Source organism: Exiguobacterium sp. UBA1053 (genome assembly GCF_002316465.1).
In the GTDB taxonomy this organism is placed as follows: Bacteria; Bacillota; Bacilli; order Exiguobacteriales; family Exiguobacteriaceae; genus Exiguobacterium_A; species Exiguobacterium_A abrahamii.
In genome coordinates this window covers 649255-666432 of record NZ_DCDO01000013.1, presented here as the reverse complement: position 1 = coordinate 666432, position 17178 = coordinate 649255, and the positions used below count along the sequence as shown (strand labels likewise).

The 17178-nt window shown below is 45.5% G+C and carries 22 protein-coding genes and 1 riboswitch; of the genes, 15 read left to right on the top strand and 7 right to left on the bottom strand.

Features of this window, described 5'->3' with window-relative positions:
- Nucleotides 1-35 precede the first annotated feature (35 nt).
- Together B3G15_RS11095 and B3G15_RS11090 are read left to right on the top strand one after the other, a co-directional pair.
- Nucleotides 36-413 carry a YutD family protein gene (locus tag B3G15_RS11095; RefSeq protein ID WP_023469149.1) on the top strand — a complete coding sequence of 126 codons (378 nt, stop codon included), beginning with the start codon at nucleotides 36-38 and terminating at the stop codon, nucleotides 411-413.
- 85 nt (nucleotides 414-498) lie between these two features.
- Nucleotides 499-945, top strand: coding sequence for a general stress protein (locus B3G15_RS11090; RefSeq protein WP_064299459.1), 447 nt, complete (start codon nucleotides 499-501; stop codon nucleotides 943-945).
- A gap of 33 nt (nucleotides 946-978) precedes the next feature.
- On the opposite strand, the gene B3G15_RS11085 is transcribed toward B3G15_RS11090, so the two are convergent.
- The gene (locus B3G15_RS11085; RefSeq protein WP_034786088.1) at nucleotides 979-1254 is read right to left on the bottom strand and encodes a DUF3055 domain-containing protein; all 276 of its coding nucleotides are present in this window, start codon (nucleotides 1252-1254) and stop codon (nucleotides 979-981) included.
- 35 nt (nucleotides 1255-1289) lie between these two features.
- Complete coding sequence (gene glpX, locus B3G15_RS11080; RefSeq protein ID WP_029342420.1) at nucleotides 1290-2270, bottom strand: class II fructose-bisphosphatase; 981 nt, start codon at nucleotides 2268-2270, stop codon at nucleotides 1290-1292.
- A 151-nt stretch (nucleotides 2271-2421) separates the two neighbouring features.
- Between glpX and B3G15_RS11075 the strand changes: the two genes are divergently transcribed.
- Complete coding sequence (locus B3G15_RS11075) at nucleotides 2422-2865, top strand: DUF86 domain-containing protein (RefSeq protein WP_023469145.1); 444 nt, start codon at nucleotides 2422-2424, stop codon at nucleotides 2863-2865.
- A gap of 6 nt (nucleotides 2866-2871) precedes the next feature.
- Nucleotides 2872-3636, top strand: a complete 765-nt coding sequence (locus B3G15_RS11070; protein WP_023469144.1) for a TIGR01457 family HAD-type hydrolase — start codon at nucleotides 2872-2874, stop codon at nucleotides 3634-3636.
- A gap of 42 nt (nucleotides 3637-3678) precedes the next feature.
- On the opposite strand, the gene B3G15_RS11065 is transcribed toward B3G15_RS11070, so the two are convergent.
- Nucleotides 3679-3906 (bottom strand): NifU family protein, encoded by a 228-nt coding sequence (locus B3G15_RS11065; protein WP_012371190.1) that lies wholly within the window; start codon nucleotides 3904-3906, stop codon nucleotides 3679-3681.
- Between the two features lie 109 nt (nucleotides 3907-4015).
- Here B3G15_RS11065 and B3G15_RS11060 point away from each other — a divergent pair, with 109 nt between their 5' ends.
- Entirely contained in the window at nucleotides 4016-4312 is a 297-nt protein-coding gene (locus tag B3G15_RS11060; RefSeq protein WP_047393437.1) for a DUF1462 family protein, read from the top strand.
- 40 nt (nucleotides 4313-4352) lie between these two features.
- Here B3G15_RS11060 and B3G15_RS11055 read toward each other — a convergent pair whose 3' ends face one another.
- Complete coding sequence (locus B3G15_RS11055) at nucleotides 4353-5405, bottom strand: NAD(P)/FAD-dependent oxidoreductase (protein WP_214852642.1); 1053 nt, start codon at nucleotides 5403-5405, stop codon at nucleotides 4353-4355.
- Nucleotides 5406-5497: 92 nt separating this feature from the next.
- On the opposite strand from B3G15_RS11055, the gene B3G15_RS11050 reads away from it, so the two are divergent.
- Nucleotides 5498-5731, top strand: a complete 234-nt coding sequence (locus B3G15_RS11050) for a YuzB family protein (protein WP_023469141.1) — start codon at nucleotides 5498-5500, stop codon at nucleotides 5729-5731.
- 77 nt (nucleotides 5732-5808) lie between these two features.
- Here B3G15_RS11050 and B3G15_RS11045 read toward each other — a convergent pair whose 3' ends face one another.
- The gene (locus B3G15_RS11045) at nucleotides 5809-6375 is read right to left on the bottom strand and encodes an ECF transporter S component (RefSeq protein ID WP_029342415.1); all 567 of its coding nucleotides are present in this window, start codon (nucleotides 6373-6375) and stop codon (nucleotides 5809-5811) included.
- 154 nt (nucleotides 6376-6529) lie between these two features.
- Nucleotides 6530-6671: riboswitch (FMN riboswitch) on the bottom strand.
- Nucleotides 6672-6782: 111 nt separating this feature from the next.
- On the opposite strand from B3G15_RS11045, the gene B3G15_RS11040 reads away from it, so the two are divergent.
- The 3 genes from B3G15_RS11040 to B3G15_RS11030 all read left to right on the top strand — a co-directional run bounded on the left by B3G15_RS11040 (nucleotide 6783) and on the right by B3G15_RS11030 (nucleotide 9556).
- Nucleotides 6783-7133 carry a HesB/IscA family protein gene (locus tag B3G15_RS11040; RefSeq protein ID WP_029342414.1) on the top strand — a complete coding sequence of 117 codons (351 nt, stop codon included), beginning with the start codon at nucleotides 6783-6785 and terminating at the stop codon, nucleotides 7131-7133.
- Nucleotides 7134-7279: 146 nt separating this feature from the next.
- A complete protein-coding gene (locus B3G15_RS11035; RefSeq protein WP_290720905.1) occupies nucleotides 7280-8371 on the top strand; it encodes a tyrosine-type recombinase/integrase in 1092 nt (363 codons plus the stop codon).
- Nucleotides 8372-8548: 177 nt separating this feature from the next.
- Nucleotides 8549-9556 (top strand): hypothetical protein, encoded by a 1008-nt coding sequence (locus B3G15_RS11030; RefSeq protein WP_290720902.1) that lies wholly within the window; start codon nucleotides 8549-8551, stop codon nucleotides 9554-9556.
- 621 nt (nucleotides 9557-10177) lie between these two features.
- Here the strand turns inward: B3G15_RS11030 and B3G15_RS11025 are convergent.
- Together B3G15_RS11025 and B3G15_RS15995 are read right to left on the bottom strand one after the other, a co-directional pair.
- The gene (locus B3G15_RS11025) at nucleotides 10178-10381 is read right to left on the bottom strand and encodes a hypothetical protein (RefSeq protein WP_290720899.1); all 204 of its coding nucleotides are present in this window, start codon (nucleotides 10379-10381) and stop codon (nucleotides 10178-10180) included.
- Nucleotides 10382-10477: 96 nt separating this feature from the next.
- A complete protein-coding gene (locus tag B3G15_RS15995) occupies nucleotides 10478-10675 on the bottom strand; it encodes a ribbon-helix-helix protein, CopG family (RefSeq protein WP_414651119.1) in 198 nt (65 codons plus the stop codon).
- 165 nt (nucleotides 10676-10840) lie between these two features.
- Between B3G15_RS15995 and B3G15_RS11020 the strand changes: the two genes are divergently transcribed.
- The 6 genes from B3G15_RS11020 (at nucleotide 10841) to B3G15_RS10995 (ending at nucleotide 17149) form a co-directional block, all read left to right on the top strand.
- Entirely contained in the window at nucleotides 10841-10996 is a 156-nt protein-coding gene (locus tag B3G15_RS11020) for a hypothetical protein (RefSeq protein WP_290720897.1), read from the top strand.
- Nucleotides 10993-11493 (top strand): hypothetical protein, encoded by a 501-nt coding sequence (locus B3G15_RS11015; RefSeq protein WP_290720894.1) that lies wholly within the window; start codon nucleotides 10993-10995, stop codon nucleotides 11491-11493. Before B3G15_RS11020 ends, B3G15_RS11015 begins: the two co-directional genes overlap by 4 nt.
- A 3-nt stretch (nucleotides 11494-11496) precedes the next feature.
- Nucleotides 11497-11904 carry a hypothetical protein gene (locus B3G15_RS11010; protein WP_290720891.1) on the top strand — a complete coding sequence of 136 codons (408 nt, stop codon included), beginning with the start codon at nucleotides 11497-11499 and terminating at the stop codon, nucleotides 11902-11904.
- 2182 nt (nucleotides 11905-14086) lie between these two features.
- Nucleotides 14087-14269: a hypothetical protein gene (locus B3G15_RS11005; protein ID WP_290720889.1), complete on the top strand. Its 183-nt coding sequence runs from the start codon at nucleotides 14087-14089 to the stop codon at nucleotides 14267-14269.
- 1 nt (nucleotide 14270) lies between these two features.
- The gene (locus B3G15_RS11000; RefSeq protein WP_290720887.1) at nucleotides 14271-16139 is read left to right on the top strand and encodes a DEAD/DEAH box helicase; all 1869 of its coding nucleotides are present in this window, start codon (nucleotides 14271-14273) and stop codon (nucleotides 16137-16139) included.
- Between the two features lie 707 nt (nucleotides 16140-16846).
- Entirely contained in the window at nucleotides 16847-17149 is a 303-nt protein-coding gene (locus B3G15_RS10995) for a hypothetical protein (RefSeq protein WP_290720884.1), read from the top strand.
- The last annotated feature ends 29 nt before the right edge of the window (nucleotides 17150-17178 follow it).

Below are 17178 nucleotides of genomic sequence, written 5' to 3'. Positions count from 1 at the left end.
ATATGCTATGATAAGAACAGCAGGAGGTGGGAATAATGATACAAGTCAATCGGGAACGTTATGAGGTCGTCGAAGAGAAGCGCGAAGGTTTTAATGAGGAAGCCTTCATCGGTCGTTTTAGCGACGTCCTTGAGAAATATGATTATATCGTGGGGGACTGGGGGCACGGTCAATTACGGCTACGTGGCTTCTATGAGGATCAACACGAGAAAGCGACATTCGATACGAAGATTTCGCATGTGGCGGATTATCTCTACGAATACTGTAACTTCGGATGTGCCTACTTCATCGTCAAGAAGATCGGATTGGTAGAAGGAGAAGAAGCACCACCTCGCTTCGACGGTTCTTCATCCAATACGTTGAAGTTGAAACGGAAGTTCGCACCTGCACCAGAGAAAACGGAAAGCGAGTAATCAAACTGTCATACAGAAAAGCGTTTCTAGTGGACGGAATTCGGCTATTACTATAAGTATCATGTACCTATAGGGGGAACCATCCATGCGAATCGTTGGAATTTACTCATCCGTACCAGAAGTCGTCAGTGCCGTGCACGATCTCCGTGTTGCCGGTGTCGTCTCGACTGATTTAAAAGTCTTAGCGCACGATAAATACGATCTCGAACAAATCGAGGAATTGGCGGATTTGAACAACCAACAGACATCTACGCGTCTGTCACAGGAAGATCATCGTAATCTATGGCAGGAAATCAAGAGTATCTTCAAAAAGGATGATACAGTTTCTCATGGCGACGCGATTCATGGAAGTGGCTTGACGAAGGAAGACGTCGATCGTGCAAATCATGCGGTCGAAAGCGGTCAATTCGTATTACTCGTCGGTGATGAAGCAGACCAGCATTCAGAGCGTCGTGCCCATGACGAGTCAGACAATACGAACGTCTTCAGCGGACCGAACACACTAAATGAACGAAACGATCGTCTCTTATAAGAAAAAGCCTTCGTCCACGGACGAAGGCTTTTTTCATAGACCGATATAAGCACGCAGGTACATCTCAAGTTCCGTTGCCGCATCGTCTTCGACGTCAAACGCCGTCGCGATGTAGCCAGGTTCATCAAAATCATCCGCGCCGATGATCGCAAAGCGATTCGATAAGAGATTCAAGACGAGAATCTTACCGTAAAAATGCTCTGAGTGGGTGATGGCGAGATCAAACCGACTGGCTTCTCCAATCCAACTGACGAAGCGTGTCTTCGTTTGTTCGACATCATCATATAAAAAATCACGTTCTTCCATCATTCAGCTTCCCTCATTTCCCTAACATCTGTTTCAGATTAAAGGGTTTGGGGGACTTTTTGCAAGTATGGTTTACGCGATAAGCTATGCTCGGCGATGACTTTTCGAATCGTCCGTGTCTTTGAACGCATGACAAGGGATGTCGTCTCAACGATATCATCCGTCAAGAACTTCACGCCGTCGAGCATTTCGCCCGTCGTGACGCCGGTCGCAGCAAAGATACAATCGTCGCTTTTGATGAGGTCATCAAGCGTCAAGAGTTGAAGCGGATCTTCAAGCCCCATCCGGATGACACGAGCGGTTTCTTCTTCGTTCATCGGATGTAAACGTGCCTGCATGTCGCCGCCCATCGCTTTGACGGCAGCAGCCGTGATGACACCTTCAGGAGCACCACCTGTTCCGATGAAGATATCGATTCCTGTCGCAGGAGAGAGTGGTGCGATTCCAGCTGAGACATCGCCGTCTTCAAATAGACGAACCCGTGCGCCCATCCGCATCGCGGCTTCGCGGAAGTGATCGTGACGCGGGCGATCCTGCATGATAACCGTGACGTCCTCAATCCGTTTGTTGTTGTATTGAGCTGCTTTTTCAATGATGACTTCAAGTGGATCGTCGAGCGAGACGTGCCCTTTTAAGTTTGGTCCAACGGTTAATTTATCCATATACATATCCGGTGCGTGGAGCAGGGCACCTTGATCGGCGACGGCGATGACGACCATTGCATTACCGAGACCTTTGGCAACGATGTTCGTACCTTCAAGCGGGTCGACGGCGATGTCAACGATTGGACCGTTTGCTGTTCCGACACGTTCGCCGATGAAGAGCATTGGTGCTTCGTCGAGCTCACCTTCACCGATGACGACCGTTCCGTTCATGTTGACCGTGTTCAAGACTTCGCGCATCGCAGTCGTTGCTGCATCATCCGCTTCATTTTTCTTACCGCGACCAATCCATTGAGCAGAAGCTAGTGCTGCTGCTTCCGTAGCGCGTACGATTTCCAGTGCGAGTTCCCGTTCCATGTATATAACCTCCACGTCACCAATGTGACATACTATTTTCAGCAAAAATCTAAATTGAGGATAACACATTGGGGAATGTGATGCAAATGACCTTTCTGCTTTTCAGGATTGCCGGATAGCGATAAAATGGAGGATGTGAGGGGGAATGAAGATGTATTTCGTCAATCGTCAAAAAATCGAAGAGACGGTCGTCTGTTATGAGACGGCACTTCGACAAAGTAAGGAAGTTACGGGGGATCCGGTGACGACGGCACTGGCTATGGAACGGATCGGTTTTTTAGTCATCGAGAGTGTCATCGACATCGGAAACAGTATGATTGATGGATTCATCATGCGGGATCCGGGAAGTTATGAAGATATCATTCTCATTTTAGAAGATGAGAAGGTCATCGATGGACCGCTCGCGACGAGTCTGAAGAAGCTCGTTGCGTTACGTACGTTGATCGTCCGGTCATTCACACAGTCGAGTATGGCGGAGATTCGGGCGGTACTTGAGACAGAGGAAGCAGAACTACGTCGTTTCCCGGAAGCGATTCGCCGGTATATCGAGACAGAACTCGGACCGGTGTCTGCATTTTTACCAAACGAGGAGTGAGTCAGGATGAAGGCAAAAGGCTATTTATTTGATTTAGATGGAACGATGTATAACGGAACGGAACCGGTAAAAGAAGCGGTCGATTTCGTCAATCGTCTGCAAGCAGAAGGCATTCCGTATTTGTTCGTGACGAATAATGCGTCGATGACGGCAGAAGCCGTGGCGGAGAAATTACGCGGGATGGGTGTTCATTCCGATGCGAAACACGTCTTGACGAGTGCGATGGCGACTGGTCGTTATATCGCTGATCTATCACCGAAAGCACGCGTCTATGCCATAGGTGAGACAGGACTGATTGATGCGCTTGAACGGGAAGGGTTAGACGTTGTCGCAACCGAAGCGGCAGATTACGTCGTCATCGGTCTCGACCGTCAAATCACGTATGAAAAACTCGCTGTCGGTGCCCTCGCGATTCGTGCCGGTGCTCGCTTCATCTCGACGAACGGAGACATCGCCATTCCGACAGAACGTGGATTCTTACCAGGAAACGGTGCCTTGACGTCCGTACTGCGCGTGACGACGGAGAAGGAACCGTTCTTCATCGGTAAACCGGAACCGGTCATGGTCGATATCGCAACGGAGATGATTGGTCTGTCAAAAGAAGACGTCATCATGGTCGGGGATAACTACCATACGGATATTCTATTCGGAATCAATGGAGGCATCCGGACGATGCACGTCAATTCTGGCGTCCATACACCAGTCTTCATTCAAGGTCAGGATCGTCAACCGACATACATGGTCGATACATTAGCAGAATGGATTCTATGAATCAAAAAATCCCGAACGAGAATTCGTTCGGGATTTCATGTATTAGAAGACTTGTTCGACTTCAACGACGCCAGCGACTTCTTCAAGAAGGGCACGTTCGATACCGGCCTTCAATGTGATGGTTGAACTTGGGCAGCTACCACAAGCTCCCATCAAACGGAGTTTTACGATTCCGTCTTCTACATCTACGAGTTCAACGTCTCCTCCATCACGAAGAAGGAACGGACGCAATTTTTCAAGAACTTCATTCACTTGATCAAACATTTCCATGCGTAAACACATCCTTTCGTATAGTTTCATTGTAACAGGGTTGAAAAATGTTCTCAATCTGGAAAACTTGTATACTAAAGAGGAGAGAATTGAAAAGGGGGACTTCAAGATGGAAATCACGGTTTACGGGACAGCGGTCACTTGTCCGAGTTGTGTCGGGGCACCCAGCTCGGAAGAGACGTTCAGTTGGCTACAAGCCGTCCTCGGGCGAAAATATGAGCAAGCGATGACGCTACGCTATGTCGATTTCGAGACAGCGACAGCGGATCAATGGACGGAAGCGCTGAAAGAGGATGTCTATTTTTATCCATTGATCGTGCTTGATGATGAGATGATTGACGAGGGGTACGTCAAGCTGAAGACGATTACGGCAGCGATTGATGCAAAGTTAAGTCAGACGGGATGAATGAAAAAGAGGTATCCCAAGATCGGGACACCTCTTTTGCTCATTTAATCTTTTTGTGTTTCCATAAGACACCGGACTTCAAGAGACGTGGGACTTTCCCCGTCAGAGCTTGCTTGCCCATGACGATCCCGAAACCGTCTGATTTTCCGAGCGATCCGAGCATCCCGCGTAGTTTGATTTCTGGCAGTTTCGGCAATTTCTTCCCTTGCCATTTCGCTTGCAAGACGTCGACGACTTGTTCTGCCTGATGTTCTGCGAGTTGACCGCTTGGCGCATAAGGCAAGCTGGCACAATCGCCGATGACGAAGACGTTATCGTATTCTGGTACGTGATGATGTTCCGTCAATTTGATCCGACCACCACTGTCTGCAGCAAAGCCGAGATCACGAACGACTTTGACCGGTTGCGTACCTGCCGTCCAAATCGTCAAGTCCGACGGGTACGTATCGTCGCCGTTACGCACGTCGTCCGCTGTGACGAGCGTGACGTTCGAATTGTTGATGACTTCCACGTCATGCTCCTCGAACCATTCCTGAACGTAAGATGAGACTTTGTCGGATAAGAATGATAAAACGGATGGACCGCGGTCGAACAAACGAATCGTCAAATCCTTCCGGCTCTCGTGCAGTTCACTGGCGAGTTCGACACCAGATAGACCAGCACCGACGATCGAGACGACGGACCCCGGTGACAGACCACAGATCGCTTGCTGTGTCTTGCGCGATTCTTCAAGTGTCTGGATGCTGTATGTAAACTCTTGAGCACCCGGAATGTTGTGGTATTTATCCTCGCAACCGAGGGCGATGATCAAGTCATCATAGAATAATTCTGATCCGTCCTGCAGGTGGACCGTATTCGTCTCTGGTGAAATTTTAATGACATGTCCATATTTATAAGTAAGATGTTTCCCCTCCGGAAATTCAATCCGGACATCCCGATCTGATAATGTACCTGCTGCGAGTGCGTAATATTCCGTTTTGAGTGCGTGGTACGGTAGACGGTCGACGAGCGTGACGGCAACTTCCTCGTCCTTGAATCGCTCACAAATCCGCATTCCACCATAACCTCCGCCGAGTACGATCAATTGCTTCATAACGTAAAATCCCCCTTAGTTCCCCTAAATCAGTCTGACCTTGTATAATACGACATGAGGCAGGTCGTTTCCTGCTTGAAGGAGGAAAAAAAGTGAATCCGATTATTGAATTTTGTATTAGTAACTTAGCGGCTGGTACACAGGTCGTCATGGAGCAACTTGAACGTGACCCGAATGTTGACGTCGTCGAATACGGTTGCCTCGGTTATTGCGGGATTTGTTCGCTTGACCATTTTTGTCTCGTAGATGGTGAGACCGTCGTAGGTGAAACGCCGGAAGAGTTGCTTGAAAAGATTTACCTGAAAATCGAAGAGAATGAGCTGTGAGCATGGACAGCCAAAAAAATCCCCTCGTTCGTCTGAACGAGGGGATTCGTGTCCGTCAGCGGGCGCAGCTTTTCGGATCAGGCAGATTGTTGGCGGCGCATCATCCATGGGCGTAGTTTCAAGAACAATGGAATGAAGAGTGCCGAGATGAACAAAGCCTTGATGACGTTAAACGGTAAGATACCGGCAGTGATCGCTGTCCATTTGACAGCTGGATCCGCCATGTAATCCATACCGAGGAACCATGCATACGCTGGAAGGATCAAGATATAGTTGAGGATCGCAAGACCGAGTGCCATCGTGATCGTACCAGCGACGAGACCAGTTGCGAGACCTTGTGTTGATTTCTTTTTGTGGTAGAACCAGCTGACAGGTAGTACGAATGCGACGCCTGCAGCGAAGTTCGCGAATTCTCCGACCGGAACACCACTTCCGCGGAAGATGTAGTATAACACGTTCTTCAATGCTTCGACGATGACACCTGCGACCGGTGAGAACATGATCGCTGCGACAAGAGCAGGAACATCACTGAAGTCGATCTTCAGATAGTTTGGTAAGAACGGTAGTGGAAAATTGATAAGCATAAGAACAAATGAGATTGAACCTAACATTGACAGAGTGACCATTTTTTGTGTGCGTTTCATACGAGTATTGTCTCCTTTTGCTCGTTCCTCTCGATGAAGTATTGGCATGACTGCGACCATAAAGAAACCCCTATTGATGAGATCAACAGGGGAGAAGTCCGCATTAAATAAACCTAATCGATTATTGCAAAATCGATCAAATTCAAACTCATGCCGCCATCTTCTCCCATCCAGACTGTACTGTCGGCTCCTGAATTACACAGAATCAGCAAATAGCGCCCTATTCGCTCGCGGGCTTCAACTCATATGAGTTGTTTACCGCCGGTCGGGAATTTCACCCTGCCCTGAAGATGGAACGATTATTTTATTGTACATACCATTTATACAACGAATTCAAGATAGTTTCAAGCAACTAGGTTTCGATTCGCTCAGAAGTTGCGTATACTAAAGAAAAGGAAGGTGATGACATGATCCATTTAACGGAGGCAGCAGCGCTACAAGTCCAGGACATGATGGCGCAGGCACCAGCAGATGAACGGAATCTTCGGATGCTCGTCCAAGGTGGTGGATGTAGTGGTCTGTCGTACGGAATGGGATTCGACCAACAGAAAGAAACGGATCTCGTTTTCGAACAGCACGGCGTGACCGTCATCGTGGACGAAAAAGATTACCCGGTCGTCAAAGGACTGGAAATCGATTATAAACAGTCGATGCTTGGCGGCGGATTCACGATCACGAATCCGAATGCCATCGCAACATGCGGTTGCGGGACTTCGTTCCGGACGGCAACGAATGCCGGGACACCGGGTGGCTGTTAAGTTAGTCGCCTACTGAGCGCTAACTGACGCAAATGAGCGCAGGGATGCGAAGGGTGATAATGTCGAAGGATAAGATTGATTATTACTACGTGAGCACCGCGCTAATGCGTCTTCTATCGGTAAAACGATGGGAGGCGCTATTTTTTATGGCTAAAAGAAGAACGATGAATGGTGGAGGCGTGCGCAGAACGTTGCGTGCGCCAATCGGTAAGGGGAGAAAGCAAGACGCCATAATTAAGGCTGATTTGAATGTCGCGTTAGATCGGGCAGTCAGCGAATTTTTTGAGTCTAGAAAAGCTCGGAATTTAAGACCGGCAACTGTCGAAGCATACTCGTTAACTTGGCGAAAGTTTGACGGATGGCTTCGCGAAAAGTATCCCGAAGTGATGTTTGTATCGGATGTTGAAAATACGCATGTCCGAGAGTTCGTTCTTTATTTAACGGAAGAAGCGCCGCGTTACGGTGATCATCCTTCGTTAGGAAAGAAGAATTTTGGTAAAGGGCTGTCTGCTAACTCTGTTAACGGAGCAATTCGCAACTTAAGAGCGATGTTCAACTACTTCGAAGAAGAAAAGATGGTTGAGAAGAATCCTACGGCGAACATACGGCGCCAGCGAACGGATGACGATGTGATTCAGTCCTTCACGGATGACGAAGTGACTGCGTTACTAGATGCGTGCGATCAACGCACTTTCGTAGGGTTTCGAGATTATGTATTTCAGTTTTTGTTGTTGGATACTGGGGTGCGTAATAATGAGGCTACAGGTCTTCGATTTTCAGATATCAATTATAAAACAAGAAGTCTCTATATTAATGGTGACAAGGCAAAGAATCGTAAGGGACGTGTTGTCCCTATTTCTAAAGAAGTATTGGATTTATTAGAGGAATTACAAGCTGAAGCAACTTTTCATTTCCCTGATGCAGAGCATTTTTTTATGTCAACTAATGGAGTGCCAATGCACCCTAACAACATGAATAAAAGGTTGAAGTTTTACGGAGAAGTGACTGGGGTTGAAAAGCGAATACGCACGTCTGCTCATACGTGGCGACACACTGCAGCTAGGAACTATGTGCTGAACGGTGGTGATGCTTATACGCTAATGCGCTTACTCGGGCACTCTAGCGTCACTATGACAAGGCGTTACGTACAGATGACGGATACCGACGTACAAAACGTTCACGAGAGAGCATCTGCTATTCGCAAATTCCGAAAATTATCCAAAGGAAGTAGATTCTGAACACAAAAAAGCGTCCATGCGGAATACGTAAGCCCTGGCAGGGGCAGACGACACATGAACACCAATCTCTAGTTCTAGTGTAAGAAATATTCACTCAAAAAGCAAGCTAGTAACGCCACACAATAATATAGTGATGCGTTATTTTGCATGGATGCTCCGAAAAGGGAGCCTATACTAATGTCACTTAAAAATATCACTCACATACTTAACTCCGAAACACTAGCCTCAATGACGACGCATGATAGCGTAGAAGACCTCAATGCGACGTACTGGGCGCAAGTAATGCTGAACGGCGATCAACTAACGAAATTAGAGCGTGAGGTGTACTACCGGTTAAATCAATTTGCTTTGCGCTATATCGGCGTAGCTTATTTGTCTGCGAACAAACTCGCCACTATCGTCGGATGCGGTCGTGCAACGATATTCCGCGCTTTTAAGAAGCTCCGCACACTTGGCATGATCGAGGTACATAACGCTAAACGACGCTCTGATAACCGTCAGACTTCGAATATAGTCCGTATACTGCCCTTACCAATCGAAGAAACAGCGGCTACTAACGAAATAGATAACGGAGTGTCGCAATTCGAAGATGCGCAACCGGCGAATGATTCGCAAGGAACTATCGAAAATGATTCACAAGGACATAGCCGAAATGAGTCACCATTAATTTCTTCTCTTTTAAGCTCTTTTTCTTCAAGCTCTAAAACATTCGATGCTACTCCGAATGAAATATTGAGCGCCTTTAACGTGGAAACAGAACTGACGAGGGCAATACAGCCGTTAGCGATTCCGGTTGAACAGAGACTCGAGTTGCTAACGAAAGGTATCGCCAATCACGTCAGATCCGTTTTATCACGCCAGTTCCCTTTACTCGTCCGCAATTTTGATCTACTCGCATATATTCGTCAGATTGAATCTGCAGCCATCCGTACTGCCTATGTCGCGAAGAAGAAGAACATTCGCAGCATCGCTGGGTACTTTTTAAACGTCGTCACTTCGTTAGTATGCGATGAAATGGCTCAGATGGCCGCTGAGTTAGCGATGGAAGAAGCAGAAGGCGAAGGGGTGTCCGGATACGCAGCAATCGTGTATGGGCGCTATGTGGCGCAGAAGTACGCTTCAGGCGAAGGATTGGTGCGGGCTCGCAGTATTATCAATGAGTGTTCTATCGGTGAAGTCGGATGAGTGCGGACATGATACTTCGCTAAGTACGTATTATAGAAGGATATGGAAATCGAGATGTCCGTTTCGTTCCGGTTTAATCCGTACCGGGCGTAGGATGCGCAGGTAAATTTAATTTCGAGGATAGAGTGTAATGGGTGTTTTGTGCTGGCGTAATATAGTAGGAGTCAGAAAAAAACAGTTATACTTTTCTACACTCTACGTCCGCACACAGCTTCAGATAGACGGCCACTATTTATTTTTGAGGCAACTAATCCACTGTATATTTGTTGCATAAAAGGTGCTCTATACAGGCGCCAATCGACGCAACTATGCGGTGTTTCAACGCTATGTATATCGCATGCATACGCAAGTACTCGCATGACTGCGGACGAATGGCGTAACACCAACGTTCCTTGCGATAACACTAACGCAACACAACATGGTTCTGTAGCGTTGTTAATACGTTTTTTATTCATCGTGATATTTGCGGTGCTGATCGAGAACTTGCGCCCCCCAAGCGCCCCTCTTTTTTGAGCGCCTTCCTGGCGCCATAGAAATCCGCGCACCAAAATTACGTTTCGACTTTCTGCGAGTAAGAAAAAAAAGGCGCCTCTATAAAGAGGCGATTGATGAAAGAGCAAGTTATGCTTCTAGAGATTGGAAATTCATAATTACTACTGAATCTTTCGGGTAATTAAACCTACTAGCGATTTGATGACTCAATTCATTTAATTCTTCAATGTTAGAAAAAGGTTTTTCTCGCTGAACAGAAATATTACCAGAACCAGTTGAAGGGTTGCTTCCTTCGTTAATAAAGTAGTTATAAGAAATAAAGTATGTCTTCATGATGTATCACCTCCTCATATTACTTATTATAAAACAATTTGAGGCAATAAAATTCAATATTATGGTAAATGTTTTAATCAAAAAAGTTACGCTAATTTAGCGTAACTCGTCATTTATTTCAGATTTTAGTGGTAATCCTTTTTGATGCCTTATGTACACATTTGCTACTGCAATATCAATAAGCTTCGAACGATTTGACCCGTGTGCGTCCACAATTTCATCCATCTTCGCAAGCGTTTCATCCGATAGAGTAAAATTAACACGCTTCCGTAATCTGTTTTTTCCTTCGCTCATATAAATCCCACACCCCTTTTTACCAATATAACAATCTATCTCAAAAAGTGTGTACAAATACTTATGATATTGACCGAAATAATAAAAAGTCTCTTTATAAAGTGTGTACTAGTGTGTACACTAAAGGTACAGAATTACATTTAAGTAACAAGGAGGAATTTTTTTATGTTACTCATTGAGAATAAAGGTTACGGGATTTTTTGGGTTACTGAAGGGGCCGTTACATATGTAGTCGGCGCAAGAAACGCATCTGAGCTTTTGAATTGTACCGTCGAAAATGTCAAAAAAATCATGATCGCGACTGTCGAGGTGAGCCGATGAGCTTCGGACTAAGCGAGTTTAGAGCAGATCAACTATCGAAATCGTATTTTTATAATAGAGTGGCGACAAACTACGAAAAACCTGCGAAAGGTCACTCATTGAGCGAATTGTTTCCGCTATTGACTAGCAAGGTAACTCCAATTGATTTGACTGATCGGGAAGACTACTTATCAGGAATCGAGTTCGCTGGCAAAGTAATCCTCGAAACTCCGGTCTTTCGATGGGAGGGTATCACGACATTCTACCGTGATCGTGAAGAGATGTGGGATAACCTAGGAACCATCGATCGTGAGCGAGTTTCAATGTGGTTTGCCGAATATGTAATCAACGAAGCAAGTGATGAAGTGTTTGGTGCAGAGATTTTAGAAGGCGTCTATAACAAGCTAAGATACTGTTCTATTCAACACATCGTTCACAGCCAAAAGATAAAGGTTTACGTGTCAGACATCGTTTATCGTCTATCTTTTTCACCGGATCCGGATTGGGAGGGGCAATAAAACATGCAGAAATCATTACTTATACGAACGCAACGCCAAGGTACGATAGCTAATGTCGAGATTCCGCAATTGGATTCTTCTTGGACGATTCCACTCGGAACCAGATCGATATCGTTCTTCACGGAAGTCCACGTCAAATTGCCATGGGGCGTTGAGCAAACTATCACAGCGACATCTGCGCCAATCACCGATGACGAGCTCGGCGGACAGCAAGTCGAAATGGAAGCGTTACGAGTCGATTCAAGTAGCGCAGCAGTCCGAGAAGCAGTTAACCTAGCGCTAGGATTCTCTATCGACAACGAATTAATCGATCCATGGCGACCGGTACCGAATCAAATCGGCATCTATACTTTAGGAAACGTCGTCGTCGAGGTGAAGCGAGTCCAGGCAAGAGTCGAGATTCATCGATAATCAAATAGCAATACCGCAGAAGGCGCCTTAGGGCGTCTTTTTTCGTGGCTATAAGTGGAAAAACGGAGCGTGGCGTTAATAGCGAGGGTATCGGTATGGGTACGAAAGGGTTGCGCTGTAATCGCGATTGGATAGCGAAGAATAGAGCTAGTAATATAGTCTATCGTTTTTACCGCTGTTTATAGCACGATTCCAGCGTTGTACCATCGAACCATACCCGACATACCCGCAATTATCGCCACCTGTTATTTTTACGATTGGTGGGCGGTAAATCACGCATAGAATCGAAGGGGAGCGTAATAGTAAGTAAGGGATTGCGGAGGGCCGCGGAAGGATACCGGAGTAAGGTCGCCAGGTTGCGCTGATCGGCGAGTTACCCAGGATGCCGGCCCACTATCCTTTACCGCGTTAAATCGTGATGACTGACAAATACGTTCAATTGGTCGCCATTTCACTGACAAATACGTTCAATTGCAAAAGTGACTTACGCCTTAGAGCGCCAACGGTTTCCGCGTTTTTCGGGCAAAAAGTTCTCTTAGTCTTAGAGAGCGCAAGTTTAGGCGTCATAAATCCGAAGTAAATACGCAATTAAACACGCAATTAAACACCATAGGGTCAAATACGTTCAATTGGTCGATAAAAGAGGGTCAAATACGTTCAATCGCAAAACAGCGTTCGACCTTAGAGCGCCAATGACTTTCAGCGTTTTTAGCGAAAAAGTACTCTTAGTCTTAGAGAGCGCAGTATTACGGATATAAAAGCTAGCGATCTTTGTCTATCGACAAATCTCGCGCGAATAACAAACTCTTGTATAGTCGACATAATCAATTACATTGCTAGCACACGTGTGACGCGACAGCGGCACTAGTACTTGAACTTCAAAAACAAACACTCTTCCATAAAAGACTTTAATGAGTGCCTGTTTGTTTTTTAATGTCGATATAAGAACCTGCGATCTTTGTCTACCGACAAATCTCGCGCGAGGTAGACTGACGTATTTATGAGCAGTTGGTAATGAATAGGTGCGATATACAGAATCGATTAATGGCGCTATAAAAAGCAGACGATCAATTCCGGTAACTGGCGACAATCAACGTTAATAAAAATAGTTGCGAATTACTTTACTAAATCGGGGGCCAAAAAACGATAAATGTTGCATATAAGTATGAGAAGTATGTATTACAAATTATTTTGCGCAATTTGCCTACAAAAAGCGCTAATTGTTGTCTTTACTATATGAGGAAGTATAAACGATAAATTTATTTACGCAAAAAATAGTGAAAAAAGCGCCAATTGTTCTATTACGTTATAGAGAAGAGTAAACGAAATCAGTCGATAGTATCCGCAGATCAGCGCTAATAAAAATAATTAAATTTATTTTGCGGAATTAATAGATAAAAAGCGCTAATTGTTGCATATAAGTATGACGGGAATTATGTTTTAAATTATTTTGCGTAATTAGGTTGCAAAAAGCGCTAAATGTTATATGTAAGTATGAGAGGGCACGTACTACAGATTATTTTGCGCAAAAACCGCACAAAACCGCCGGATTGTTGCATGTATATATGAGGGATTGTTGCCATTGAGCACACCCCAAAAATAGTTGCGAATTATTTTCGTTAAAAATAGTATAAAAAGCGCCAATTGTTATATGTACTATTGAGAAGATATAGGCAGTAAATTTATTTTGCTTTAAAACCCGACAAAAAGTGCCGATTGTTACCTTACTGTATGAGAATGTATAAACGATAAATTTATTTTACGTAAAAACCGTACAAAAGATGCTAATTGTTGTGCGTATATATGAGAAGGCGTAGCCTGATCAAAAAAATTAAATTTATTTTTAACAAATAACCGCTAAAAAACCCTGATTGTTGCATATAAGTATGAGAAGGTATCGCGAATAAAAATAATTAAATTTATTTTGCGTATTTTGCCTGAAAAAAGCTCGAATTGTTGTATGTATATATGAGGATGTACTGTCTCCAAATTTATTTTCATGAAAAATGGAATGAAAAGCGCTAATTGTTACCTATAAGTATGAAGAGGTATTTAAACATAAATTATTTCAGCAACTCGGCACCTGCCGGATTGCTTTTTTTGCGTTCCATTAGCCAATATGGCTCAACCAAAGGAGGAGAGCACGCTGAATCCCATTCAAGAAATGCTGGACGTTTCAGGCTTGTCAGTCCGAGAAGTCTCGCGCCAAACCGGAGTCTCACGCTACATCACGCATCAAATCATCTCATATCCGACGTACCAACCGAATGATCCGAAGAACAAACGCAAGATTATCGCATTTTTGACCGATTATCTGGCGCAAAAAGGCGAAAAATGCACGCAAATCGTAAAGGGGCTGGTATGAAATGACGCTAATTTCAAGACCTTTGAAACAGTCGACACTTTGCCGAACTAATTTGGTGGAAAGCGTGACTACAACGCTAGAGACGAACGGTAAATCGGTCACAGAATCGCAAGAAGCGCACTTTTATCGCATGGTTGACGTCCTGGTAAATCGTCGTTCTTACGACAAGAAGGTCGCCATCGTCGCTGACGTTGGTTTAGGTAAGACGCTGTTGATTACGCGATTCATCGAAGCCACAGCGAAGTATTCCGGTAACCCTATCGTCGTCGTAGTTCCGCGCGTTGAGGTCGTGGATGAACTGGTGACCGCAGCAAACGAAGCACGCGAAGGTTCGGCCACCGCAATCCGGCGTAAAGATAGCTTTGTTGACGAGACGGATTACACACGACAGCTAGATATTGCGCATGAGTTCCGAATCGTAATCCTCACACACGCAATGTTCCGGATCGCGCTTGATTCCGGAATGTTTGATAGCCGGTTGGCGCAGTTTACGGGAGCTGTCGGTACATTGAAAGACACTCGTTCAATTATCGTGGATGAACAACTTCCGTTACTACGCGAGCATGCTATCTCACGAAGCTCGTTGAGCATGATAATGACGAATTTAGAGAATGTCGTGGATAATACTCGCCGATTCACCGGTACTAACTTTGCTGTTCGTTCCTTCGAAGATGTGCGTCAACATATCCGGAACTTGTCTGACGTGATTGATCGGACTGAACGAGAATCATTTCATGCTAAACGCATACCGGCGATTAATGAAGCATTTTCGTTGCCCCCAAGCCTAGTTGAACAAGCTCGAGCACGCTTTGGCTTTGATTTCGAGCGGATATTAAAATCTTTTGAGTACGTCGTACGTTCTGGCGCACGGTTAGAATGGAAACAAACGAAGTCGGATGGGGTTTATATGACCGACAAACTTGGTGCTGCCGTCAACGATTTTGGGCTATCTTGCTTCGAGTCCTTAGCTGGGTCCTTGAATCCGTATGATGTCGTTTTCTTCGATGCCACAGCGGAGTTTGACGCAATGTACGACCTGTTACCGAGTCTTCAAATCATTCGCCCAGAGACGCCAGTATTCGACTACTCAAACCTTACTATTCGCGTCTGTAACGCAGTGACTGCATCTAAACGATGGGCATCGAGTCCAGATAACATCGAAAGACTGCGCTATTTAGTCGAGGGGGAGCTAATGCTCGATCATGACCAGCTCTTAGTGTCTGTGTTTAAAGGTGACCCGATGGAATCGCTCATGCGTCGTCTTGCTGCGGTTAATCCGGATAGCATTTTGTATAAACCAAATGACAGCGGCCGAGGCGTGAACGATTACGAGCAAGCAGACGCCATTTTACAGGTAGGAACCGCGATTCCCGCTGCCATCACGAACATCGCAATTGGAGACAGTCGCTACCCTGATGAACATATTGACGGACATTATAAGCCAGATCGTAGTGTTTCAATTCTCTATGCGGATCCTTTAGTGCAGGGCGTCGTCAATTCGCACATCGGTGTCACGACAATCCAAAATATCGGTAGATTGCGCCCAGGCAGAAAAGAAGACGCGTTAACTGCCTATCTCTTAGCTGTTCCTGACGAGTCTGTAGCAATGATTGCACAGGCGTTCCCTGGTGCGAAGATAGTTCATGAACCGATTTTAAAAGGCGAATACAGCGATACAGTCAAAGCAATCGCTGATTTACTGCAAACTCACGATGAGCCGGAGCTAAAGAAGGCGCAGATTTGCAGTGCAATCGGAATTGCGCCGAACTCGCTTACTCGAGCTCTACGAGAAAACCAAACGCTTAATCGCGTCTTTACGGCGCATGGCTACGAACGTGTTTCGACACAGAAGTATAAAAAATCAAATTGATTACACAAAGGCGTCTTCCTTCGGGGAGGCGCTTTTTGCATATAAAAAACTAGATTGGAATGGTGCAAAAATGACAGAAGACCAAAAACGACGGATTGCAAACCGAAAGAAGCGACAGGCTCGTCACACGCTGTTAGGACGTTTACAACGTTGTGCAGAGAAAGCTAATCGAAGTGCTGCGGAACTAGGGCTGGATGATCGTATCACTACTGCAGAGCTAACAGAACTGTACATGAAGCAGTCGGGACGTTGTGCGATTTCAGGGAATCTGTTGACGTTTAAGGATCCAGATAGCCAGTCATACCTTTCTCTTGACCATATAATCGGGCTTCGCTGTAAAAGTGGCTTGGGAACAAACACTATCGCTAACATGCAACTAGTTCGGTTGCCATTGAATAAAAGAAAGTCCGTAAAGCCTCTTAGTAAGCTATTCAATCGGAAACGTCCAGTAGTGACTCGAATGGTAATGGATAGTTTTGAGGAAGAAGAGATTGATGCACTTGTCGAGAGCCAAAGGGCTCAAATGATTAGTCTCGGATTGAACCCCAAGGATGGGTTCGTTGTGGTTGCCAATTATGTAGAGAAACGGAAAGTGCAGCTAGCCGGATGACGGGTCTATAAAAAGGCGATGCAAGAGTTGATTGAACGAAAAGAAGCAAATTGATCAAGGCGCCTTCGGGCGTCTTTTAATTTAGGAGGAATCGCACATGCGAATTGAAACGAAGCCTGGCGAAATTGTTGTTCACGGCCATCCGGCTATTTACGAACTTGTCCGCAAATATAAAGTCGATAAACGAAAGCTCACGCCGTATCTTGAGCGAACAAAGCACCTGACGCTCGCAATGTCAGTGCAGGTTCTTGAGAATATCGTTGTGCTAAAGCAACCATCGAAATACAACGTGCTACTTTACTTCGGAGCATTGACTGCTTACTCGAAGCAGTATGAAGACGCAGGCGTAAAGGTGACGTGGAAAATCGAAGGTAGCGATGCTAGTGGTGAGCTGCGATGATTCAATTAAAAGCAATGGTCTCGATGAAA